This window comes from Flavobacterium terrisoli, assembly GCF_030167905.1.
Lineage (GTDB): Bacteria > Bacteroidota > Bacteroidia > Flavobacteriales > Flavobacteriaceae > Flavobacterium > Flavobacterium terrisoli.
Genome location: NZ_JARGNA010000006.1, coordinates 245,635 through 267,942 on the forward strand (window position 1 = coordinate 245,635; position 22,308 = coordinate 267,942).

Genomic DNA, 22,308 nt, shown 5'->3' on the forward strand with positions numbered 1-22,308 from the left:
TTTGTTACTTTTGCGACCGATAAAATTTATAACGAAAATTATATTTATGGAATCATTGATGATTTATGTGCCAATAGTGATGGCATTAATTGGATTGCTTTTTATGGCAGTTAAAAGAAGCTGGGTTTTAAAACAAGATGCCGGTGATGGAAAGATGAAAGAGATTTCAGATTACATCTATGAAGGTGCATTGGCTTTCTTAAAAGCAGAATACAGATTGTTAGCCGTGTTTGTATTGATTGCAAGTGTTGTGTTGGCAGGTATTACTTTTTTACCGGGCGTTAAAACACACTTGTTAATTGTAATTGCCTTTATTTTTGGTGCTTTCTTTTCGGCCTTAGCCGGAAATATGGGAATGAAAATTGCTACCAAAACTAACGTAAGAACAACGCAGGCAGCCCGTTCAAGTTTACCACAAGCCTTGAAAGTTTCTTTCGGTGGTGGAACGGTAATGGGATTAGGAGTTGCTGGTTTGGCAGTTCTTGGTTTGACAGGTTTCTTCATTATATTATTTAGATATTTTATGCCAGGTGGTGTTTGGACAAACACTGAGGATATGACGGTTGTTCTTGAAACATTAGCCGGTTTCTCTCTTGGAGCTGAATCTATCGCTTTGTTTGCCCGTGTAGGTGGTGGTATTTATACCAAAGCTGCTGACGTTGGTGCTGACTTGGTAGGTAAAGTAGAAGCGGGTATTCCTGAAGATGATCCTCGTAACCCTGCTACTATTGCAGATAACGTAGGAGATAACGTAGGAGATGTTGCTGGTATGGGCGCTGACTTGTTCGGTTCTTATGTGGCTACTGTTTTGGCTGCGATGGTTTTAGGTAACTATGTAATCAAAGATATGGGCGGAAAAATCGAAGACGCTTTCGGTGGTATTGGTCCAATTTTATTACCGATGGCCATTGCCGGTTTCGGAATCTTATTCTCTATCATCGGAACGATGTTAGTAAAAATATCAAGTGATGATGCAAAAGAAAAACAAGTTCAAGGTGCGTTAAATGTTGGAAACTGGGTTTCTATCGTTTTAACTGCAGTGTCATGTTTCTTCTTAGTTCAATATTTATTGCCTGCAACAATGACCATGGAATTCTATGGTGAAGGCGCACAACAAATCTCTTCAATGAGAGTATTCTACGCTACAATCGTTGGATTGGTAGTAGGTGGAGTTATCTCTTCTGTAACAGAATATTACACAGGTTTAGGTACAAAACCAGTATTGGCGATTGTACAAAAATCTTCTACAGGTGCAGGAACAAACGTAATCGCTGGTTTAGCTACCGGTATGATTTCGACTTTCCCAACCGTATTATTATTCGCCGGTGCAATTTGGGCTTCTTATGCTTTTGCTGGTTTCTACGGTGTGGCTTTGGCTGCTTCTGCAATGATGGCTACAACCGCTATGCAGTTGGCAATCGACGCATTCGGACCAATCTCTGATAACGCTGGTGGTATTGCTGAAATGAGTGAATTACCAAAAGAAGTTCGTACTCGTACAGACATCTTGGATTCAGTTGGTAACACTACTGCTGCAACAGGTAAAGGTTTTGCTATCGCTTCTGCGGCATTAACTTCATTGGCTTTATTTGCGGCCTATGTAACGTTCACAGGAATTGATGGTATCAACATCTTCAAAGCACCTGTATTAGCAATGTTATTCGTTGGAGGTATGATTCCTGTGGTGTTCTCTGCTTTGGCAATGAATTCAGTAGGTAAAGCAGCAATGGACATGGTATATGAAGTACGTCGTCAGTTCAAGGAAATTCCGGGTATCATGGAAGGTACAGGAAAACCTGAATATGGTAAATGTGTGGAAATTTCTACTAAAGCGGCTTTAAGAGAAATGATGTTACCTGGTGTTTTAACTATCGGTTTCCCTATCGCAATCGTATTGTTAGGTAAATTAGTTTACGGAGACAACAACCAATTGATCGCTGAAATGTTAGGTGGTTATATGGCCGGAGTAACTGTTTCTGGTGTACTTTGGGCTGTGTTCCAAAACAACGCCGGTGGTGCTTGGGATAATGCTAAAAAATCTTTCGAAGCTGGTGTTGAAATCAACGGAGAAATGACATACAAAGGTTCTGATGCACACAAAGCAGCGGTAACCGGAGATACTGTGGGTGATCCATTCAAAGATACTTCAGGGCCATCGATGAACATCTTGATCAAATTAACTTGTTTGATCGGATTGGTAATCGCTCCAATCTTGGGTGCTGGTCATTCAGCTGATGCTAAAGAAGTGACTTGTACTATGGAAATGAAAAAAGAGTGCAAGGATATGGGCAAATGCGATATGAGCAAATGCAAAGACATGACTAAAGAAGAATGTGCAGCAATGTGTGATTCTTTAGGATGTACGCCTGAGCAAAAAGAAGCTTGTTTGTCTCACTACGGTGCTGATGGTAAGTTTATCGCTGATAAAAAAGACTGTTGTGCAAAACAGGAAGTGGCTACTGCGACTAAAGACGTAAGAGTTGAAATTACCAACACTAATGGTAAAGCAACAGCAACTGTGACTACTACAGTAGGCGGAACTGCTACTACTCAAAAATTTGAGGGTACAGAAGCGGAAGTAAAAGCTAAAGTGGCTGCGGTAAAATAATCGCAACATTTAAATATATTCAAAATGCCTCACATTCGTGGGGCATTTTTTGTTTGTTTTTTGTTTAAATTAGCCCAAGACAAACAACACTTCAATGACTTCCAGACTGACCGTATTTTTAGTACTGCTTTTCAATATTGCCTTTTCGCAAAATCCTTTGCCTATAATTCCTAAGCCGGCTTCCATTGATTATTCTGTTTCAGAATTCAAATTGAACAAGGAAACTATAATTGAAACAAGAGATACGACTTCGTTTGAAGTGCTTTACCTAAAAGAAGCAATTAAATCCCAGACAGGACTTGATTTAAGGATTACATCAGAGTATCGAAAAGAGAATAAAATTTTAGTAATTGTTGAAAGGGATGATTTAGTGTATACTCGAAATGATGCATATGATTTGTTAATAAATAAGAATAAAATTTCAATTTCTGCTCCAGAGAAACAAGGTGCTTTTTTTGGTATACAATCATTACTACAACTTATTCCTAGCCAAGGACAAAAAGAGTTCCAGATTCAGGGTGCGATGATTTATGACCAACCTAAATACGCCTGGCGTGGCATGCATCTCGATTGTGCCCGGCATTTCTTTGCGGTAGATTTTGTCAAAAAGTATATTGATTATCTGGCGATGTACAAAATGAATACGTTTCATTGGCATTTAACCGATGACCAGGGCTGGCGTATCGAAATCAAGCAATACCCAAAACTCACCGAAATAGGCGCGTGGCGAAACGGTTCGATGGTTGGACATTACAGCGACCAAAAGTATGATGACAAACGCTACGGTGGTTTTTATACACAGGACCAAATCAAGGAAGTGGTGGCTTATGCCAAACAACGTCACATTACTGTCGTTCCCGAAATCGAAATGCCCGGACATGCCGTTGCGGCTTTGGCAGCTTATCCACAATATTCCTGTACCGGCGGACCATTTGAAGTAGGTAAACAATGGGGCGTTTTAGACGATGTGTTTTGTCCCAAAGAAGAAACTTTCACTTTCCTCGAAAATATTTTAACCGAAGTGATGGCGTTATTCCCTTCAGAATATATCCATATTGGTGGTGATGAATGCCCGAAAACCCGCTGGAAAAACTGCCCGCATTGCCAGGCTTTAATGAAACAGAATGGATTAAAAGACGAACACGAACTCCAAAGTTATTTTATCCAAACCATAGAAAAATTTGTAAACAGCAAAGGCCGAAAAATCATCGGTTGGGACGAAATCCTTGAAGGTGGATTGGCGCCTAATGCCGCTGTAATGAGTTGGCGTGGCACCGAAGGCGGCATTGCTGCGGCTAAACAAAAACATTATGTAGTGATGACACCGGGCTCGCATTGTTATTTCGATTATTACCAAGGTGATCCAAAAAACGAACCTTTAGCCATCGGCGGTTATGTTCCGGTAGAAAAAGTCTATTCCTTTAACCCGACGCCAAAGGAATTATCAGCCGAAGAAGCCAAGTATATTCTCGGTGCACAAGCCAATGTTTGGACAGAATATATGGAAGATGAAAAAAAAGTGGAATACATGATTTTTCCACGTATGATGGCGCTATCCGAAGTGCTTTGGGGAACTGCCAATCCTGAAAAATATGCCGATTTCCAAAATAGATTGATACAACAGTTTTCGGTATTGGATAAAAAAGGCATCAATTACAGCAAAGCCATTTTTGAAGTGACGACCAAAGTCAGCCCTTCAGCCAATGGTATTCTATTCGAATTGAATTCAGCCAATGACGCCAAAAAAATCAAATACACGACCGATGGAACGGCTCCAAATAGCAATTCCAATTCTTATGTTAATCCAATCGAGATTAATAAAAACCAAACCATCAAAGCGGCTTATTTCGAAAATGGCAAACAACAAAGTGCCACGATTGAGCAAGCTTTCTTATTAAACAAAGCCACAGGTAAGAAAATTGCTTTGGTCAATCAGCCACACGAAAATTACAGCAATGGCGGTGCATTTACGTTAATTGACGGCGTTTCAGCTAACCGTAGTAAACTGGGGAAAGATTGGCTCGGTCTATCAGGAAAGGATTTGAATGCCACAATTGATTTAGGAAAGTCAGAAACCATCAATAAGGTAACCGTTAGTGTATTGGAAAGTCAGGGTAGCTGGATTTATTATCCAAAAGGAATTGAAGTTTTAATTTCGAATGACGACCAAAATTTCCAAAGCATCAAACAACTTACTCCAGCCGAAATCAAAGCTGTAAAAGGGGAAGTTGTCGTTAATTTTAAATCACAAAACGCCCGATACATCAAAATCATAGCTGCCAATCTCGGCAAAATCCCGGCAGGAAATCCTGGTGAAGGAGCAGAAGCTTGGTTGTTTGTGGATGAAATCGGGGTTGAATAAAAATAGCAACATTATGTCAAATCGCAGAAATTTTATCAAAACAGCAGCTTTAGGTTCAGTGGCGCTAGCCTTGCAATCTTTCACTTCCAAAGAAGAAAATTTGGCAAAGCCAAAAGGCAAAGTGAATAAGCCGATCGTCATTTCCACCTGGAATTTTGGTGTACAGGCCAATGGTGCTGCCTGGGAAGTATTGAAAAATAACGGTCGCGCACTCGATGCTGTCGAAGCAGGAGTCAAAATCCCCGAAGCCGATCCGAAGGAAAGAAGCGTTGGCTATGGCGGAAGACCGGATAGAGACGGAAAAGTTACACTCGATGCCTGTATCATGGACGAGTTTTCCAATATTGGTTCGGTAGCGGCTTTGGAACACATCAAACATCCGATTTCTGTGGCACGTGCAGTGATGGAGAAAACACCACATGTAATGTTAGTTGGCGATGGCGCTTTGCAATTTGCCCTGTCACAAGGATTCAAAAAAGAAAATCTCTTGGTTGAAGCTTCCGAAAAGGAATGGAAGGAATGGCTCAAAACCAGTCAGTACAAACCGATAGCCAATATTGAAAACCACGATACTATTGGGATGATTGCGTTGGACACACACGGCAATCTGTCCGGAGCGTGTACCACAAGTGGTATGGCGTTTAAAATGCACGGCCGTGTTGGTGATTCGCCAATCATCGGAGCGGGTTTGTATGTCGATAACGAAATTGGCGCCGCCACAGCCACAGGCCATGGCGAAGAAGTAATCCGCATTGCCGGTTGTCATTTGGTGGTCGAGTTGATGCGTCAGGGGAAATCACCGCAACAGGCTTGCGAAGAAGCCGTTTCGCGCATTGTAAAACTGACCAAGAACCGAAACAAAAACCTCAAAGACATTCAGGTCGGATTTATCGCTTTGGACAAAGAAGGGAACTATGGCGCGTATTGTGTTCAGGGCGGATTTAATTATGCCGTAAATGACAATTCCGGAAATAAATTAATTGATTCAGATTACTTTTTGAAATAAAATGGCCCAACTCGAAATCGCTTGCTTTAATTTAGAATCAGCACTTATCGCCCAGGAAAACGGAGCCGATAGAATAGAGCTCTGTGATGATTTTGAGCTGGGTGGAACAACTCCGCTTCCCGATATTGTTAGGCAAGTCAGAAGTAAGGTGACGATTGATTTGTTTGTGATGATTCGCCAAAGAGGAGGGAATTTTGTTTATTCAATGACCGAATTAATGATTATGCATTGGGTAATTCAAGACTTAAAGGAAGCCGGCGTTGATGGTTTTGTTTTTGGGGTTTTAACCCATGAGCATAAAGTTGATGTCTGGTCAAATACATCTTTGATAAAAGCGGCTGAGCCGTTGCCATGTACATTTCATCGTGCCTTTGATGATGTTGAAAATCCCTTTGAGGCTTTGGAACAAATCATCGATTGCGGATTTAAAACAATACTGACTTCGGGTCAGGAACCAAATGTTACTGATGGGATGAACCGTTTAACCGAATTGGTCAAAGCAGCCAATAACCGCATTGTCATCATGCCCGGTGGCGGTTTGCGTTCCACTAATATTGAAACTATCCAACAAAACACCAAAGCCGTTTTTTATCATTCTTCGGCGATTACCGATGGAAGCCAAACCGCAAATGCTCAAGAAATACAAGCGTTAAAAGCCAAACTAAAATGAGAACCTTACTACTGAAATTTGTGATTGTTTTTTTGTTGCCAATGGTACTTTGGTCACAAAATACCGAACGCAATTTGAGTTCAGAACAATGGACTTTCAGAAAAGTAAATGATTCGAATTGGCTTCCGGCTAAAGTTCCGGGAACCGTTCATACCGATTTGTTGGCCAATAAAATCATTCCCGATCCTTTTTTCGGTGCCAATGAAAAACAACTCCAATGGATAGAAAACGAAGATTGGCAATACCAAACCACTTTTAATGTTTCAAAAGAAGAGCTGACACATCAGAACGCCATTTTACAATTTGACGGTTTGGACACTTTTGGGGAAGTTTATTTGAACGGAACCCAAATTCTTTCCGCCAATAATATGTTTCGAACCTGGAAAGTGGATGTAAAAAAAGTATTGAAAGTTGGGCTAAACAAACTCGAAATCACTTTTGCTTCGGCAGTGAAAAAAGGAAAAGAAGAAGCAAAAAAACTGTCTTATACTTTACCCGGAGACGAAAAGGTTTTTGTCCGAAAAGCGCAATATCATTATGGTTGGGATTGGGGTCCAAGATTTGTCACTTCGGGTATATACAAGAGAGTGGCGCTTCGTTTTTGGAATAATGCTACTTTCAAAAGTGTCAGTTACAAGCAGAATGACTTGAATGAAAAGATAGCGCAATTGGAATTTCAGTTTGTAATTGAAGCAGCAAAGTCCGATGAATACATTATCCGTTCGGGCAATGTTCCGTTTAAAAGGAAATTAAAAAAAGGAACCAATACAGTTTCCATTCCATTTACCATTTCCGACCCTATTTTGTGGTGGCCTAACGGAATGGGCGTGGCACACCAATACCTGTCTGACTTTTCATTGTATTATGGAGAACAAAAATTAGAGGATAAGCGCGTGAAAATCGGATTGCGTACCATTGAATTGGTTCAGGAAAAAGATGCGATTGGAAGAAGTTTTTATTTCAAAGTGAATGGAAAACCGGTTTTTATGAAAGGCGCCAATTATATTCCGCCCGATAGTTTTCTACCAAGAGCAACCGATTCGGTTTATAAATCCATTGTCAAAAATGCGGTTGACAGCAATATGAATATGCTGCGCGTTTGGGGCGGCGGTGTCTATGCCGATGATGCGTTTTATGACGAATGCGACAAAAATGGAATTCTGGTATGGCAGGATTTTATGTTTGCCTGCGCGATGTATCCCGGTGACGAAGCGTTTCTGGAGAATGTAAAACAGGAAGTTATCGATAATGTCAGTCGTTTGCAAAACCATCCGAGCATTGCGCTTTGGTGTGGCAATAACGAGAATGATGAAGGTTGGCACAACTGGGGCTGGCAAAAACAATACAACTATTCAGAAGCGGATTCGACTAAAATTTGGAACGATTACCAAAAGCTGTTTCACGAATTGATTCCGCAAACGTTAGATAATTTATTACCCAAAAACGAAAACCGCTATTGGCCGTCATCGCCATCAATCGGTTGGGGCAGAAAGGAAAGTTTACTTAGTGGAGATTCGCATTATTGGGGCGTTTGGTGGGGAATGGAACCTTTTGAAATGTACCAAAAAAAGGTTGGGCGATTCATGAGCGAATATGGTTTTCAGGGCATGCCCGATATCAAAACGTTTCAGGCTTTTGCCAAAAAGGACGAACTCAAATTAGATTCCGAAGCGGTCAAACACCACCAAAAGCACAATACGGGTTATAAAACCATCAATGAGTATATGGCGCGCGATTACCAAGTGGCGACGAACTTTGAAGACTATATTTATGTGTCCCAATTGCTTCAGGCTGACGGCATGAAAATGGCGATTGAAGCGCATCGAACGGCTATGCCGGATTGTATGGGAACACTGTTTTGGCAACTCAATGATTGCTGGCCTGTAACTTCGTGGAGTTCGGTGGATTATTTTGGCAAATGGAAAGCGATGCAGTACCAAGTGAAGCGCAGTTTTGAGGATTTTCTAATTACGGTTAAGGAAGAGGAGAATCAGTACGATGTGGCCATCACTAATGACAATATGAATCCCTATGACGGTGAGTTTGAAACAAAATTATTTGATTTCAACGGTAAGCTTCTTTGGGAGGATACCACCTTTATCAATATTCCCGGTAATTTTTCTTTTGTCCATTTGGAAGTCTCCAAAAAGGTGTTTGAACAATTCGACTTGCGCAAAGTGGTTTGTTCGCTGCAATTTAAACCAAAGGAAAGGCTGAGTACTGTGGTAAGACAAACACCTGTAAGTAATTTGTATTATTTCGTCAAACCCAAAGATTTACAATTGACCAAACCGACTATCCAAATCACAAAAATTGATGAACTGATTTATGAAATCAGTTCAGATGTGTTGGCCAAAAATGTGTTTCTTTCTTCGGAAGAAGATACTTTTTTCAGTGACAATTATTTTGATGTTTTACCCAATAAGAAAATGCAAATCAAATTGTCGAAACCTGTGTCAACCATAATGGTCAAATCGCTCTTTGACACAATGCACTAATTATGGTTTATCGATTTGTTTCTGATCCGCCAAAATCAGGGGAATAATCCTGAGTGGCAATGATGCCAATAATGGTCATGGGAAAAGCGATTATAAGTATCGTCAATAGTGTTGAGATTCCTTTGTCAATAGGACGAATGGATACGATATCCGATTCCTTAAGTGGGAAACTGACTTCTTTACGCTTGACTTTTATGCCATAATAAATACTGTCTTTTTTTTCAATTCTGTCAAACTTTTTTTCACCCCGAGAGTTTGTCTCTACCAGCACCTTACTTTTTGTCTGTTCAGCTTCAGCAATTGAAATAGAGTTTTTTTTGTAAACAACGCAACTTTGAAGCGTTATAAGCACGGCTAAAAATAAACAAATAAATTTTGCTTTGAGGAGTTTTAACTTCATGATGACTTGAATTAAATTATTTATTCAGTGATATCATGGCAAAAGCGGATAGACTTGGATGTCCTTTTCAAAAGCGTTACGTAAAGGTATAAAAAAAAGCTCCAATCATGGAGCTTCTGTATTAAAACAAACCGTTGATCTCAGCGTTGATTCGGTTGATGATGTTTCCTAAATCCTCAGGATTATTGACAAAATCAATATTGTCAACATCGATAATCAGCAATTTCCCTTTGTCATAAGTAGTAATCCAGGCTTCATAACGTTCGTTCAATCGGCTTAAATAGTCAATCGAAATGGTGTTTTCATAATCACGGCCGCGTTTGTGGATTTGCGAAACCAAATTCGGAATCGAGCTTCTCAGATAAATCAGCAAATCGGGTGAACCAACCAAGCCTTCCATCAATTCGAAAAGATCGGTGTAGTTTTGGAAATCACGATTGGTCATCAAACCCATCGCATGCAAATTGGGTGCAAAGATGTGGGCATCTTCGTAAATCGTTCGGTCCTGAATGATATTTTTTCCGCTTTCGCGAATTTGCAGCACTTGTCTGAAACGCGAATTCAGGAAATAAATCTGCAGGTTGAAACTCCAACGTTCCATTTGGTGATAGAAATCATCCAAATACGGATTGTCAACCACGTCCTCAAAATGAGGTTCCCATTTGAAATGTTTGGCTAAAAATCTGGTTAGTGTGGTCTTTCCTGCTCCTATGTTTCCTGCTACCGCTATGTGCATTATGGTAATTTTATTTTATAATTCTTAATTTGTTGGTTGGTAAAAATAGCTAAAATTTGGTCTTTGTAATAAAAATTTTGGAACGATTTCTCAACAATTTCGATTTCGAAAACCGTTTTTGATTTGTTGTTCAGGCAATAAAGAGTATTGTCTCTTGAAAACAGCAATTTTTCGTTGTCCACGATTTGGATTTTTTCAAATGGCGGAATATTCGCCAGCAAAGTAACCTTACCAAAAATATCAATCGAATACCAATTGTTGATCTCGTCTATCCAATAGAAATTATTAAAATCAGATTGGGTGTATTTGATGCTTTCGGCTATAGGATTGCCAATGTTTTTGGAGGTATTTTTGAGATAATCAAACAACAAAATCTGTTGTGTCAAAGCATTGTAAATCCAAAATTGATTCTGCGAAGCCATGCCTGTTTTGGAGGCAAAAATGGTTTCGTCAATTTCAAAAAGATTGAGTTTCTGGATTTCGTTGAGTTGGTTGTCGAGCGTAATGATGGTATTGAAATCTTCGTAAAAAACCACAATTTTTAATGGATTCACATAGTCAACAGAAGTAATTTTACCCAAGGCCACATTCTTATATTCCCAGGTTTGCGCTTCATTTTGTTTGATGAAAACATTGTTTTTGATGTAATAATTGTTCCCCAGGCCATCAAAACCCACATAGGTTTTGTTCTCCAATTCCTCGGAGTTGATTGCGGTAGTTCTCAGTTTCGGATTCTGGCCAAAACTATAGGAGAAAACGAGTAGGATAATAAAGGAAAGGGCGCTTTTCATCATAGTGCTAATTTACATTAAACCTTACGAATTTCCATAAGTCCAACTCAATATTTTAACAAAACATTGGTAACACTTTTCGATTACAATCGTCATATTTGTTATAACAAAACCAAAAACAATGAAAAAAATAGTATTCGCTTCGTTTTTAGTATTCTCGTATTTAGCCACTCATGCCCAAAAAGACTTCCAAGGCATGGCAGTTTATGAATCAAAAACCAGTACTTCTGATTTCAAATCCCGTTTTGAAGGCAATAAGGAAATCTCCCCCGAAATGCAGAAAATGATTGAAGAACGCATGAAAAAAATGTTTGAGAAAACCTTTTTTCTAAACTTCGACAAATCGGCTTCTATCTATAAGGAAGAAGAAAAGCTGGAAGCTCCGGGGCAAAGTGGTGGCGGAATGAGAATGATGTCATCCTTTATGGGCGGCGGCGGAACGTATTACAAAAATGTAAAAGATAAAACCTATAAAGTCGACAAAGAATTTATGGGAAAAGAGTTTTTGGTTAAAGATTCACTGACCAATTATAAATGGCAAATGTCAGGGGAAACCCGTGTGATTGGCGGTTATAATTGTTTCAAAGCAACAGCGGTTATCCCGGCGAGCAAAACCGATTTCAGAAACTTCAGGCCTAAAAAAGAAAAAGAAGAAGAAAAAGAAAAAGCAGCCGATAAGACCAAAGAAGAAGCCAAAACTACGTCAACCAATTTTATGGATGGAATCGAATTGCCTAAGGAAATTACCGTGACCGCTTGGTATACGCCGGAAATTCCGGTGAATCAAGGTCCCGAAGGTTATTGGGGTTTGCCCGGATTGATTTTGGAAGTGAATGACGGAAAAACAACGATTCTTTGTTCTAAAGTTGTTTTGAATCCAAAAGAGAAAGCAGACATAAAAGCACCAAGCAACGGAAAAGAAGTTTCCCAAAAGGAATATGATGAAATTGTTGTCAAAAAAATGGCGGAAATGCAGGAGATGAATAATGGCCGAAACGGCGGTTTCCAAATGAGAATGACCCGATAATAGTCGAAACATCAACTTCAAAAAAACTTCATGAAAAAACTTGTCGCGCTATTCTTTTTAGTCACAACGATAACTACAGCCCAAACCATACGATTCGAAGGAATCATACAAGACAATACCAAAGCGCCACTCGAAATGGCTAACATTATGGCGATGAACCAAGGCACCAAAGCGATGGATGCTTATGCCATAACCAATGACAAAGGAAAATTTGTTTTAAACCTGAAACCCAATTCGACTTATTCCATTAAGTTGAGTTATCTGGGCATGAAAAACAAAGAGATAACGGTAACGACTTTAAATGAAAACATCACCCAAAACATCACCATGGAAAGTGGCGGAATCGAATTGGATGGTGTTGAGATTGTACGCGAAATGCCGGTTTCCATCAAAGGCGACACCATAGTGTACAATGCCGATTCGTTTAAAACCGGTACCGAAAGAAAGCTGGAAGACGTGCTGAAAAAATTACCCGGAGTAGAAGTCAATGCCGATGGAGAAGTAGAAGTAGAAGGTAAAAAAGTATCCAAATTAATGGTCGAAGGCAAAGATTTCTTTGATGGTGATACCAAATTGGGTGTCAAAAACATTCCGGCCGATGCCATTGACAAAGTACAGGTTTTGAGAAACTACAACGAAAATTCTATCCTGAAAGGCGTTGAAAACAATCAGGACAATGTAGCGATGAACATCAAATTGAAAGCCGGAAAGAAAAATTTCTGGTTTGGTGACATTACCGCAGCCGGTGGTTTTCGTCCCGAAGACAAGTTTGACCGTTATAATGTCAACCCAAAATTGTTTTATTACAGCCCGAAATACAGCATCAATGTCATCACCAATTTCAATAATATTGGCGAATTGCCACTGACGATTCAGGATTATTTTAAATTCACCGGTGGTTTCAGGAGTATGATGGCCAAAGGCGGTTCGAGTTTTAATGTGTCTTCCAATGACTTGGGCATTTCACTACTGAGAAACAACCGAGCCAAAGAAATTGAGACCGATTTCGGAGCCACCAATTTCTCCTATAATCCAAGCAAATCATGGACATTGAGTGGTTTTGCCATTCTTTCCTCTTCGGTTACCGATTTGGAAACCAAGTCGACAACCAACTTTTTAGATCCAACTTCCACCGAAGTGGCTTCTACCGAAAACAGAGCGGAAATAGCGCATCAGAAAAGTAATTTAGGGTTGTTCAAACTAAGTTCCAGCTATAAGCCCAATACCAATTTCCAGTTTGATTATGATATTCTGACCAAGTTTTCCAAACAGGATGAAAATAATTCACTGTTGAGGGAAAGCATTGATGAAAATGGTTTAGAAACCGAAAATATTTTTACTGCCAAAAAGCAAGATCCGATTACGGTAAATCAGAACCTGAGTTTTTATTACACTGCGGCAGAAAAACACGTTTTTGCTTTTGAAACCCAGCATTTATACCAGGATGAAGATCCTTTTTATAACGCCGATTTACAATCCGACCCGTTTACATCAACTTCACCTGACATCAATATTTTAGGATATGATACAACGCAGGACCGAACCAACCTGAATCAAAACCGTTTTGTAAAAACCAACAAATTGGATTCTAAGTTGGATTATTACTATATGCTTACGCCAAAAAGCAACATCAATGTGACCTTGGGGAATACCTATTCCAATCAAAGTTTCAATTCAAGCATGTATCAGATTCTGGACAACGGAAACGTTAATGAATTGGATAACGAAGCCAATACCAATGATGTGGATTACCGATTCAATGATGCGTTTTTAGGTTTGCATTATAAAGTATTAAGCGGAAAATTCACCTTTACTCCTGGAGTAAGTTTCCATACTTATGCGTTGAATAATGAACAATTAGGTACCAGCTATAAGCAAAATTTCACCAGGGTTTTACCAGATTTCTTAGCGTTGTACCAAATCAAAAAAGCAGAAACGCTGACGTATAATTTTGCCTTTACCAACAACTTTTCAGACATCAACCGTCAGGCGGAAGGCTTTGTCTTAAACAGCTACAGCAGTTTGTCAACCGGTAACAGAACATTGGAAAATGCGGTTCAGCAATCACATACTTTGCGTTATTTCAAATACAATATGTTCAATTTTGAAAATATCGCAGCGGCAATAATTTATAATCGTACTGTTGATGGTATGAAAACTCGGGCTTTTTTCAACGGTGTGAATCAGGTTTCATCACCTTATAATTCTGATTTTGCCGATGAGAACCTGACATTCTTTGGGAATTATGGCCGTTCTTTCCTCAAATATTACAAAGCTTCCTTAAATATCAATTTGAATTGGTCTAAGTACAATAACATCCAGATTGACAGAAATACGCTGGAAGATGTGCAGGTAACCAATGAAAGTTTTATGCAGACTTATACCCTTAAAGCGTCGACTAATTTTAAGGATTGGCCGAATATCGAATTGGGCTACAGCTATACAATCAATGATTATCCGACCGATAAATTCTTTACTGATAAACCAACGATAAGACTGGATTATTTCTTCCTGAAAAGCTTCTCTTTTGTGAGTGAATATGAGTTTTATCACTACTATAATGATGATAAATCGGTGGAAAATGAATACGATTTCCTCTCGGCCAGCTTGATTTATCAAAAGACCAAAGACAGCAAATGGGAATACAAAATCTCGGCAACCAACTTGCTTAACACGACTTCCTTAAACGACGACAACTTCTCGCAGTTCTCCACCAGAACGTCGCAGTACAGAGTGCAGCCGCGTTACGTGATGCTGAGTCTGAAGTATAATTTGTAGCCCATCCCGCTTTCCGTTTCAATCTCTTCGAGGATTTCCACTGCAATCGGGGCTATTCTTCTTTTGTTTTGACTCGAGGCGAAGCCGAACAGAGCGTAAGCTAAACAAAAGAAGCAAAAATTCAAGGCTCTGCATCTTCGGCGGTCAAATTTATTTTTGAATCCTAAATGAAAAGAACTCGCTTCGCTCAAACAACTTTTCATTTTTGCGGATTCTTCAAATATTTGACACTCGCCTGCCAGATGCTAATGCCAAAAGTCTCGTTTTTTTGAAATGGTTCTTAGGAGGTTAACCTTTTCGGAAGAATAGTCTGAGCAAAGCTCCGAGATTCAGGAGCAAAGCGACGCGGAGTTTGCCAGATGGTTTTAAGCGAAGCTTAAAAATTCCTTGAAAAGGGGTACTTTCTTTTGGTTCGTTTTCTTTGTACAAGCAAAGAAAATGAACAAATAAATTATTCTTTGCATATCACATAATCATAAAAAAACCCAACTCATTGAGTTGGGTTTTTTTATAATCAATCAGTTCCGAATATTACAATCCGAAAGCTGCTTTTACTTTGTCAACATAATCCAATTTCTCCCAGGTAAATAACTCAACCGTTACTGTTTTTGGGCTACCGTTTGGCAATTGGAAAGTTTTGGTAACCGTTTCAGGTTTGCGTCCCATGTGGCCGTAAGCAGCCGTTTCGCTATAGATTGGGTTTCTCAATTTCAAGCGTTGCTCAATAAAGTACGGACGCATATCAAATACATTCTCAACTACTTTGCTGATTTCTCCATCTGTCAAATTCACTTTTGAAGTACCATAAGTTACTACATTGATAGAAGTTGGTTTTGCCACTCCAATCGCATAAGAAACCTGAACCAAAACTTCCTCACACAATCCGGCTGCTACTAAGTTTTTAGCGATATGACGGGTTGCATAAGCCGCAGAACGGTCCACTTTTGATGGATCTTTTCCTGAAAATGCACCACCACCGTGAGCACCTTTTCCTCCATAAGTATCCACGATAATTTTTCTTCCGGTCAAACCTGTATCCCCGTGTGGTCCGCCAATAACGAATTTCCCGGTTGGGTTGATGTGGTAAGTGATATTGTCATTGAATAAATGAGCGTATTGTGGGTATTTTGCTTTAATTCTTGGGATCAAAATCGAAATCAAATCGCTTTTGATTTTAGCCAACATTTCTGCTTCTGCAGCAAAATCATCGTGCTGTGTAGAAATTACAATCGCGTCAATTCTAACCGGTTTGTTGTCATCAGAATATTCTAAAGTCACTTGCGATTTTGCATCAGGGCGAAGGTATTTGATTTCGTTGTTTTCTCTTCTTAAGTTAGCCAATTCGATCAACAAAGCATGAGACAAATCCAAAGCCAATGGCATGTAATTTTCCGTTTCATTAGTCGCATAACCAAACATCATTCCTTGGTCACCGGCACCTTGCTCTTCTTTGCTTGCTCTGTCAACACCTTGGTTGATGTCGGCAGATTGTTCGTGAATGGCTGAAAGAATACCACAAGAATCAGCATCAAACATATACTCACTTTTCGTATATCCAATCTTTTTGATTACTTCTCTTGCAATTTGTTGTACATCAAGATAAGTGTTCGATTTTACTTCACCCGCCAAAATTACCTGCCCTGTAGTAACCAATGTTTCGCACGCCACTTTTGATTCAGCATCAAATGCTAAAAAGTTGTCGATTAACGCATCACTAATTTGGTCTGCAACCTTGTCCGGATGTCCTTCACTCACTGACTCCGACGTAAATAAATAAGCCATAACTATATTTTAGTTTAATATTAATTGTTACGAAGAAAAAGCTGATTGCCGTAAAAGCTAAAGGAGAGTTTCTGCTTTAGCATTTTTTAACGAGGTTGCAATCAGTTCAAATTTTTCCTCTCATTTTTCGAGTGCAAATGTATAAAGACTATTTAGAATACAAAAAACTATTTTGCTTTTTTTGATTTTTTTATGATTAATTGAAAATTCTAAATACGTAGTATTTAAATATATAATAACTAGCACCCTTCAATATTTTTTTACGTTTTATTTTTTTAAATCAATTTTTGTTTTCACATTTGCCAAATCAAAATACAGCAAAAACAAATGAATTTTACAATGTACAATATGTCAATGATGATGTGGAAATTTTCCGCAGAGGACACTATTGTATAATTTTAAAACCATAAAATATACCAATCGAACCTCTGCAACCGCAGGGGTTTTTTTATACCCATAATTCAGATAACAACACTAAACACAAAGACAATGCAACTCGAAACACTTTTAGCCAACATCACGCAAAACGCCCAAATCAAAGATACTTATGGCGCCACGCATTTGCCGATATACAACACGGCGACTTTTGATTTGAAAAGACAATCGCCCGATGAACAAGTCTATGACTATTCCCGATCGGATAATCCAACGAGAAATGCTTTAGAAACGATTTTTGCCAAAGCAGAAAATGGTTTTGGCTGCGTCTGTACCAATACCGGAATCTCAGCCATAGCGCTGGTTTTTGAAACGGTTTTGAAAACCAATGACCATGTTTTAATCGAAAAAGATTGTTATGGCGGAACCTATCGTTTGCTCAATATTTTATTCGAAAAGAACAACATCACCGCGCATTATGCCGATTTCACCAACTTGGAAGAAGTAGAAAAAATACTAAAATCCAATGCAATCAGATTGGTTGTTTGCGAGTCGCCAACGAATCCCAGCCTGAAGATTGTTGATATTCAAGAACTCGGGAAATTAGCCAAAAGCCATCATGCTTTATTCGCTGTGGATAATAGCATGGCGACTTTTGCTTCGCAACAACCACTCGAGTTAGGGGCAGATTTCTCGGTTTTTTCGAGCACCAAATTCATTTCAGGTCACGGCAGTGTTACCGCAGGAGCGATTGTTTCGAAAGAAGCGATTTGGGACGAAAAGTTCAAATACATTGCGAACGCACAAGGCCGTGCGCAAAGCCCGTTTGATGTGTTTTTGGTTTCTCTAGGATTGCCAACACTGACTTATCGTATGAAAGCACAGGAAGCGAGTGCTTTGAAATTAGCCGAATTTTTAGAAAGACATCCCGAAGTTTTGGAAGTGAAATATCCCGGTTTGCCGTCGCACCCGCAGTATGAATTGGCCAAAAGACAATTGAAAATCATTCCGGCGGTGTTGACTATAGAACTAAAATCACCTGAAAAAGCGGAAGAGTTTATCAAAAAGTGCCGATTGTTTGGCGAAAAAGTATCGTTTGGCTGCGCCGATTCGCGTTTGGAAATTCCATCCAGAATGAGCCATGCTACCAATACCGAAGAAGATTTAGCTGCCAAAGGGTTGAGCCACGCTACGGTTCGAATTTCTGTTGGATTGGAAGACACTGAGGATTTGATTCAGGATATTGCCCAGGCTTTGACAGTCGAAGATGTTGTTGAAGTTTTAAGTTGTTGACCATGAGCGATTATTTCAAACCCATTCCGTTTGGCTGTCCGTTGCCGTTGGAAAATCCACACGCAGTTTCCGTCAGCTTGCCTTTGCTTCAAAATGTGATTGATTATGAAGAAGGTCATCAAAACGCGATAGCACAAATGCAATCAGGTTACCCAAGGTTTTTTCAGAATAAATTGATCGAAAAACTAGTAGAGTTTGTGACAGCAAAACATGCGATTTCCCCAGATAAAATGGTGTTGCCAATAACTTCTTTAAAAGCCAAAAACATTTTGGAATACCTCGTCAAAGCTGAATTCGAGTATGTTCAGGAAGAAGACTGTGTGTTTCTTGTTTTGGATAACGAACCTGAGTTTTTAAAGAAATGCAAAGATTATATCCGCAATGTTGGCTTGTTAATCAGTTCCCGAAAAGCAGAACAGGTTTTATATCATTTAGGCCAAATCAAATCCATTTTCCCTGAAGAAAAAGCAGCAGTTATCACAGCAGAAAAAATAATTAAAGCGTTGCTGTCCAAAGGCTATTCCAAGGTCGACGAAGACAATATTTTATTGACCAATTGTGGCATGAACGCCTTGTTTTCAGCCTGTGAAGCGATTGTAAATCATAGAAAATCCGAAGGCAGAAATACCATAATACAACTCGGCTGGTTGTATGTTGACACCATGGAAATCATCGAAAAAAGAAGTACAAATTCACATCTGCAAATCAATATTCACCACAAACACCAACTCGAAAATTGGCTGGAAAACAATCACCGTGAAGTCGCTGTTCTAATCACCGAAGTCACCACCAATCCGCTGATTCAATGTGTTGATTTGCCTTGGCTGTATACACTTTGCCAAAAATACAATGTCGTTTTATTAGTGGATTCAACCATTGCCACACCATTCAATGTTGAGGTGCTGCCTTATTGTGATGTTGCCGTAGAAAGTTTGACCAAATTTGCCTGTGGCAATGCTGATTTGTTGCTGGGCGCGATTGTGTTAAATGATAAAAATGCGGTTGTAAAAGCCATAAAAAATCAATTCGAACAATTTGTCATTCCGGCTTTTGAAGGCGAAATTCAGCGGTTGGGATTTCAAATTTTGGATTATGAAACCAGAATAAAGAAGGTTTCCGAAAATACAAGAATTCTGTATGATTATCTGAAAAGCCAATCTTTTGTCAAAGAAATTTATTCGGTTTACCATGAGGATTCTGAAACCAATTTTGCCAAAATCAGAAAATCTGAGCATGCTTTTCCGGGATTACTTTCTGTCGTTTTTGATGAAGATTTGGCGTTTTATTATGACCAATTAGAGCTCGCCAAAGGACCAAGTTTGGGAACAGAATTCACCATTGCAATGCCATATGTCTATTTGGCTCACTATGAAAATCTTAAAACCGATGCCGGAAAACAAAAATTAAATGCCCTTGGAATCAATCCTAATTTATTGCGCTTATCCATTGGAATTGAGCCTGTTGAAGAAATAATTTTCGCCTTTGAAAAGCTCAAAAAATTAAAGACTCAAATGTTAAATTTTTAAAAAAGGTTAAAAAAAATTTTGTCAAGTGAAAATTAGTCCGCAAGTTTGCTCTATCAAATATCAACAAGAAAAAATGAGATTTACAATGTGCCATATGTGTCGTATGATGTCGGAAACTTCCGCAGAGTAACACTATTGCATACTTTTAAATTTTTAAAATATACAATTGAACCTCTGCAAACTGCAGAGGTTTTTTTATTTAATCAAAATCGAAAATTCAATAAACAAAACAGAAAATGAAAAATTATATTCTTTTAGTAATACTTATAGCAGGCAGCATTTTTACTGCAAACGCCCAATCAAAAAAGAATCAAAATAAGGAGACTTATTTGAATGAACTGGTTACCATCATGCAAGGTCATTATTCTTCAGAGAAGCAATCGGTGGCCGATACGAGTTATTTCAATATTTCTCTTAGAATGGTTCCGATCTGGAAAAGCAAAGGCCACTATTTGTTTGTTGAGCAGGCACTTTTCAAAAAGCAAGACAAGCCGTATAGAGTTAGAATTTACAAATTGGTTCAGGATGGAGACAAATTCATAAGCCAAATCTATACCTTGAAAAACGAGAAAGAATGGATTGGCAAAGGAAATACACCTGAAGCTTTTGACGCGCTTACTGAAAATGACATCGAGTTAAAACAAGGCTGTGAAGTGGTTTTGAAACGCATTGATAAAAATAAATTTCTAGGCCAAACCGGAGAAAAAACTTGTCCGAGTGAATTGAGAGGCGCCAGTTATGCCACCTCAAAAGTAACCGTGTTAGAAAATCAAATTTTATCCTGGGATCAGGGATTTGACAAAGAAGGAAAACAAGTTTGGGGTGCAGAAAAAGCAGGGTATGTTTTTGATAAATTATAATAAACATTCGCCAAACAATTAAATAGAAAGCAAATAAGTTATAAAGCAATGAATACAATAGGAAAAAATATGATGATGAACCGCATGATGCACATGATGATGTGTTGTATCTACATACCCTGTTGCCAAAAGCGGATGACTTAATCGAAGTATATATACTTGTTCTTAAAGTCCTTTTGGTAAGCCAACCAAAAGGACTTTTTTTATTCCTAAAAATCAAAAAAAATATAATAATCTAAAAAAAATCTAAATCATGAGCACACAAAAATTCGCAACTAACGCATTGCACGCAGGACACGACGTTACTAAAAATGCAGGAACCAGAGCCGTTCCAATCTACCAAACGACTTCGTATGTATTCAACAATTCGGATCACGCTGCCAATCTTTTTGGTTTAGCCGAAGCCGGATTCATTTACACCCGATTGAACAATCCAACCAATGATATCCTCGAACAACGCCTGGCCGCACTTGAAGGCGGAATCGGCGCCGTAGTTACTGCCTCAGGAACTTCAGCCATCGCCACTACTTTGTTGGTTTTACTAAAAGCCGGCGATCACATTGTGGCTTCCAACAGTTTGTATGGCGGAACTTATAATTTGCTGAAAGTGACTTTGCCAAGATTGGGCATCACCACCACTTTTGTTGATCCATCAAACCCGAATAACTTTACCAAAGCCGCACAGGAAAATACCAGAGCGTTTTTTGCAGAAAGTTTGGGGAATCCAAAGTTGGATGTACTCGATTTGAAAGCAATTTCAAATGAAGCCAAAGCTTTCAAAGTACCTTTCATTGTGGATAATACTGTGGCTACGCCTTATTTGTTAAACCCAATTCAGTATGGTGCTGACATTGTCATTCACTCGTTAACCAAATACATTACCGGAAACGGAACGTCGCTTGGCGGTGTCATCATCGATGCCGGAAACTTCGACTGGAGCAACGGGAAATTCCCTGAATTTACAGAACCATCAGCCGGTTATCACGGTTTGAAATACTATGAAGCGCTTGGGTCAGCCTCATTTATTGCCAAAGTAAGAATCGAAGGCTTGCGTGATTTTGGTGCGGCACTAAGTCCGTTCAACGCGTTCCAAACGATTCAAGGCTTGGAAACATTGGAAATCAGAATCAAAAAACACAGCGAAAATGCTTTGGCTTTAGCCCAATGGTTGCAAACGCAGCCAGCCGTAGCTTGGGTAAATTATCCGGGATTGGCCACTTCCCGATACAAAGCCTTAGCCAATGAATATTTACCGGAAGGCAAAAGCGGTATCGTGACTTTTGGTTTGAAAGGAGGATTTGAAGCAGCGAAAAAAGTCGCAGACGAAACCAAGTTGTTCTCGTTGTTGGCGAACATCGGTGATACCAAATCACTAATCATCCATCCGGCGAGTACTACACATCAGCAATTGTCCGACGCTGAGCAGGAAGCCACCGGCGTGACCAAAGATTTGGTTCGTTTGTCTGTAGGCTTAGAAAACATAGACGATTTGAAAGCCGATTTGGAAGCGGCATTTATAACGATAAAAACACCTCAATTAATTTAAAGATAAACCATAATTACTAGGTTTTGTTTGTTTGTTAAGACTGTCTTCAA

At 39.3% G+C, this 22,308-nt stretch carries 15 protein-coding genes; 11 read left to right on the forward strand and 4 right to left on the reverse strand.

Annotated features, from left to right (window positions below; translation table 11 throughout):
• Positions 1-46 precede the first annotated feature (46 nt).
• The 5 genes from P1K33_RS10105 (at position 47) to P1K33_RS10125 (ending at position 9,144) form a co-directional block, all read left to right on the forward strand.
• Positions 47-2,608 carry a sodium-translocating pyrophosphatase gene (locus P1K33_RS10105; protein ID WP_284652841.1) on the forward strand — a complete coding sequence of 854 codons (2,562 nt, stop codon included), beginning with the start codon at positions 47-49 and terminating at the stop codon, positions 2,606-2,608.
• Positions 2,609-2,702: 94 nt separating this feature from the next.
• Positions 2,703-4,970 (forward strand): glycoside hydrolase family 20 protein, encoded by a 2,268-nt coding sequence (locus tag P1K33_RS10110; protein WP_284652842.1) that lies wholly within the window; start codon positions 2,703-2,705, stop codon positions 4,968-4,970.
• A gap of 13 nt (positions 4,971-4,983) precedes the next feature.
• A complete protein-coding gene (locus P1K33_RS10115; RefSeq protein ID WP_284652843.1) occupies positions 4,984-5,976 on the forward strand; it encodes an isoaspartyl peptidase/L-asparaginase family protein in 993 nt (330 codons plus the stop codon).
• Between the two features lies 1 nt (position 5,977).
• Positions 5,978-6,646: a copper homeostasis protein CutC gene (locus tag P1K33_RS10120; protein ID WP_284652844.1), complete on the forward strand. Its 669-nt coding sequence runs from the start codon at positions 5,978-5,980 to the stop codon at positions 6,644-6,646.
• Positions 6,643-9,144, forward strand: coding sequence for a beta-mannosidase (locus tag P1K33_RS10125; protein WP_284652846.1), 2,502 nt, complete (start codon positions 6,643-6,645; stop codon positions 9,142-9,144). The genes P1K33_RS10120 and P1K33_RS10125 overlap by 4 nt, the downstream gene beginning before the upstream one ends.
• A gap of 7 nt (positions 9,145-9,151) precedes the next feature.
• On the opposite strand, the gene P1K33_RS10130 is transcribed toward P1K33_RS10125, so the two are convergent.
• The 3 genes from P1K33_RS10130 to P1K33_RS10140 all read right to left on the reverse strand — a co-directional run bounded on the left by P1K33_RS10130 (position 9,152) and on the right by P1K33_RS10140 (position 11,074).
• Positions 9,152-9,544, reverse strand: a complete 393-nt coding sequence (locus tag P1K33_RS10130; RefSeq protein WP_284652847.1) for a hypothetical protein — start codon at positions 9,542-9,544, stop codon at positions 9,152-9,154.
• Positions 9,545-9,665: 121 nt separating this feature from the next.
• Entirely contained in the window at positions 9,666-10,280 is a 615-nt protein-coding gene (locus tag P1K33_RS10135; RefSeq protein ID WP_284652848.1) for a deoxynucleoside kinase, read from the reverse strand.
• Positions 10,280-11,074: a hypothetical protein gene (locus tag P1K33_RS10140; protein ID WP_284652849.1), complete on the reverse strand. Its 795-nt coding sequence runs from the start codon at positions 11,072-11,074 to the stop codon at positions 10,280-10,282. Before P1K33_RS10140 ends, P1K33_RS10135 begins: the two co-directional genes overlap by 1 nt.
• A gap of 118 nt (positions 11,075-11,192) precedes the next feature.
• On the opposite strand from P1K33_RS10140, the gene P1K33_RS10145 reads away from it, so the two are divergent.
• Both P1K33_RS10145 and P1K33_RS10150 read left to right on the forward strand, forming a co-directional pair.
• The gene (locus P1K33_RS10145; protein ID WP_284652850.1) at positions 11,193-12,098 is read left to right on the forward strand and encodes a GLPGLI family protein; all 906 of its coding nucleotides are present in this window, start codon (positions 11,193-11,195) and stop codon (positions 12,096-12,098) included.
• A 30-nt stretch (positions 12,099-12,128) separates the two neighbouring features.
• A complete protein-coding gene (locus P1K33_RS10150; RefSeq protein WP_284652851.1) occupies positions 12,129-14,876 on the forward strand; it encodes a carboxypeptidase-like regulatory domain-containing protein in 2,748 nt (915 codons plus the stop codon).
• Positions 14,877-15,407: 531 nt separating this feature from the next.
• Here the strand turns inward: P1K33_RS10150 and metK are convergent.
• On the reverse strand, positions 15,408-16,658 hold the full coding sequence (metK, locus tag P1K33_RS10155) for a methionine adenosyltransferase (RefSeq protein WP_284652852.1): 1,251 nt from the start codon (positions 16,656-16,658) through the stop codon (positions 15,408-15,410).
• A 489-nt stretch (positions 16,659-17,147) separates the two neighbouring features.
• Between metK and P1K33_RS10160 the strand changes: the two genes are divergently transcribed.
• The 4 genes from P1K33_RS10160 (at position 17,148) to P1K33_RS10175 (ending at position 22,258) form a co-directional block, all read left to right on the forward strand.
• Positions 17,148-18,326 carry a trans-sulfuration enzyme family protein gene (locus tag P1K33_RS10160; RefSeq protein ID WP_284652853.1) on the forward strand — a complete coding sequence of 393 codons (1,179 nt, stop codon included), beginning with the start codon at positions 17,148-17,150 and terminating at the stop codon, positions 18,324-18,326.
• 2 nt (positions 18,327-18,328) lie between these two features.
• Positions 18,329-19,852: a PLP-dependent transferase gene (locus P1K33_RS10165; protein WP_284652854.1), complete on the forward strand. Its 1,524-nt coding sequence runs from the start codon at positions 18,329-18,331 to the stop codon at positions 19,850-19,852.
• Between the two features lie 236 nt (positions 19,853-20,088).
• Positions 20,089-20,712: a chromophore lyase CpcT/CpeT gene (locus P1K33_RS10170; protein WP_284652855.1), complete on the forward strand. Its 624-nt coding sequence runs from the start codon at positions 20,089-20,091 to the stop codon at positions 20,710-20,712.
• Positions 20,713-20,965: 253 nt separating this feature from the next.
• Positions 20,966-22,258, forward strand: coding sequence for an O-acetylhomoserine aminocarboxypropyltransferase/cysteine synthase family protein (locus tag P1K33_RS10175; protein WP_284652856.1), 1,293 nt, complete (start codon positions 20,966-20,968; stop codon positions 22,256-22,258).
• Positions 22,259-22,308: the final 50 nt, after the last annotated feature.

Coding starts and splice junctions, on each gene's coding strand:
- P1K33_RS10150 (WP_284652851.1), top strand. CDS start 12,129: ATGAAAAAACTTGTCGCGCTATTCTTTTTAGTCACAACGATAACTACA.
- P1K33_RS10175 (WP_284652856.1), top strand. CDS start 20,966: ATGAGCACACAAAAATTCGCAACTAACGCATTGCACGCAGGACACGAC.
- P1K33_RS10130 (WP_284652847.1), bottom strand. CDS start 9,544: ATGAAGTTAAAACTCCTCAAAGCAAAATTTATTTGTTTATTTTTAGCC.
- P1K33_RS10145 (WP_284652850.1), top strand. CDS start 11,193: ATGAAAAAAATAGTATTCGCTTCGTTTTTAGTATTCTCGTATTTAGCC.
- P1K33_RS10105 (WP_284652841.1), top strand. CDS start 47: ATGGAATCATTGATGATTTATGTGCCAATAGTGATGGCATTAATTGGA.
- P1K33_RS10125 (WP_284652846.1), top strand. CDS start 6,643: ATGAGAACCTTACTACTGAAATTTGTGATTGTTTTTTTGTTGCCAATG.
- P1K33_RS10115 (WP_284652843.1), top strand. CDS start 4,984: ATGTCAAATCGCAGAAATTTTATCAAAACAGCAGCTTTAGGTTCAGTG.
- P1K33_RS10120 (WP_284652844.1), top strand. CDS start 5,978: ATGGCCCAACTCGAAATCGCTTGCTTTAATTTAGAATCAGCACTTATC.
- P1K33_RS10170 (WP_284652855.1), top strand. CDS start 20,089: ATGAAAAATTATATTCTTTTAGTAATACTTATAGCAGGCAGCATTTTT.
- P1K33_RS10135 (WP_284652848.1), bottom strand. CDS start 10,280: ATGCACATAGCGGTAGCAGGAAACATAGGAGCAGGAAAGACCACACTA.
- metK (WP_284652852.1), bottom strand. CDS start 16,658: ATGGCTTATTTATTTACGTCGGAGTCAGTGAGTGAAGGACATCCGGAC.
- P1K33_RS10160 (WP_284652853.1), top strand. CDS start 17,148: ATGCAACTCGAAACACTTTTAGCCAACATCACGCAAAACGCCCAAATC.
- P1K33_RS10140 (WP_284652849.1), bottom strand. CDS start 11,074: ATGATGAAAAGCGCCCTTTCCTTTATTATCCTACTCGTTTTCTCCTAT.
- P1K33_RS10165 (WP_284652854.1), top strand. CDS start 18,329: ATGAGCGATTATTTCAAACCCATTCCGTTTGGCTGTCCGTTGCCGTTG.
- P1K33_RS10110 (WP_284652842.1), top strand. CDS start 2,703: ATGACTTCCAGACTGACCGTATTTTTAGTACTGCTTTTCAATATTGCC.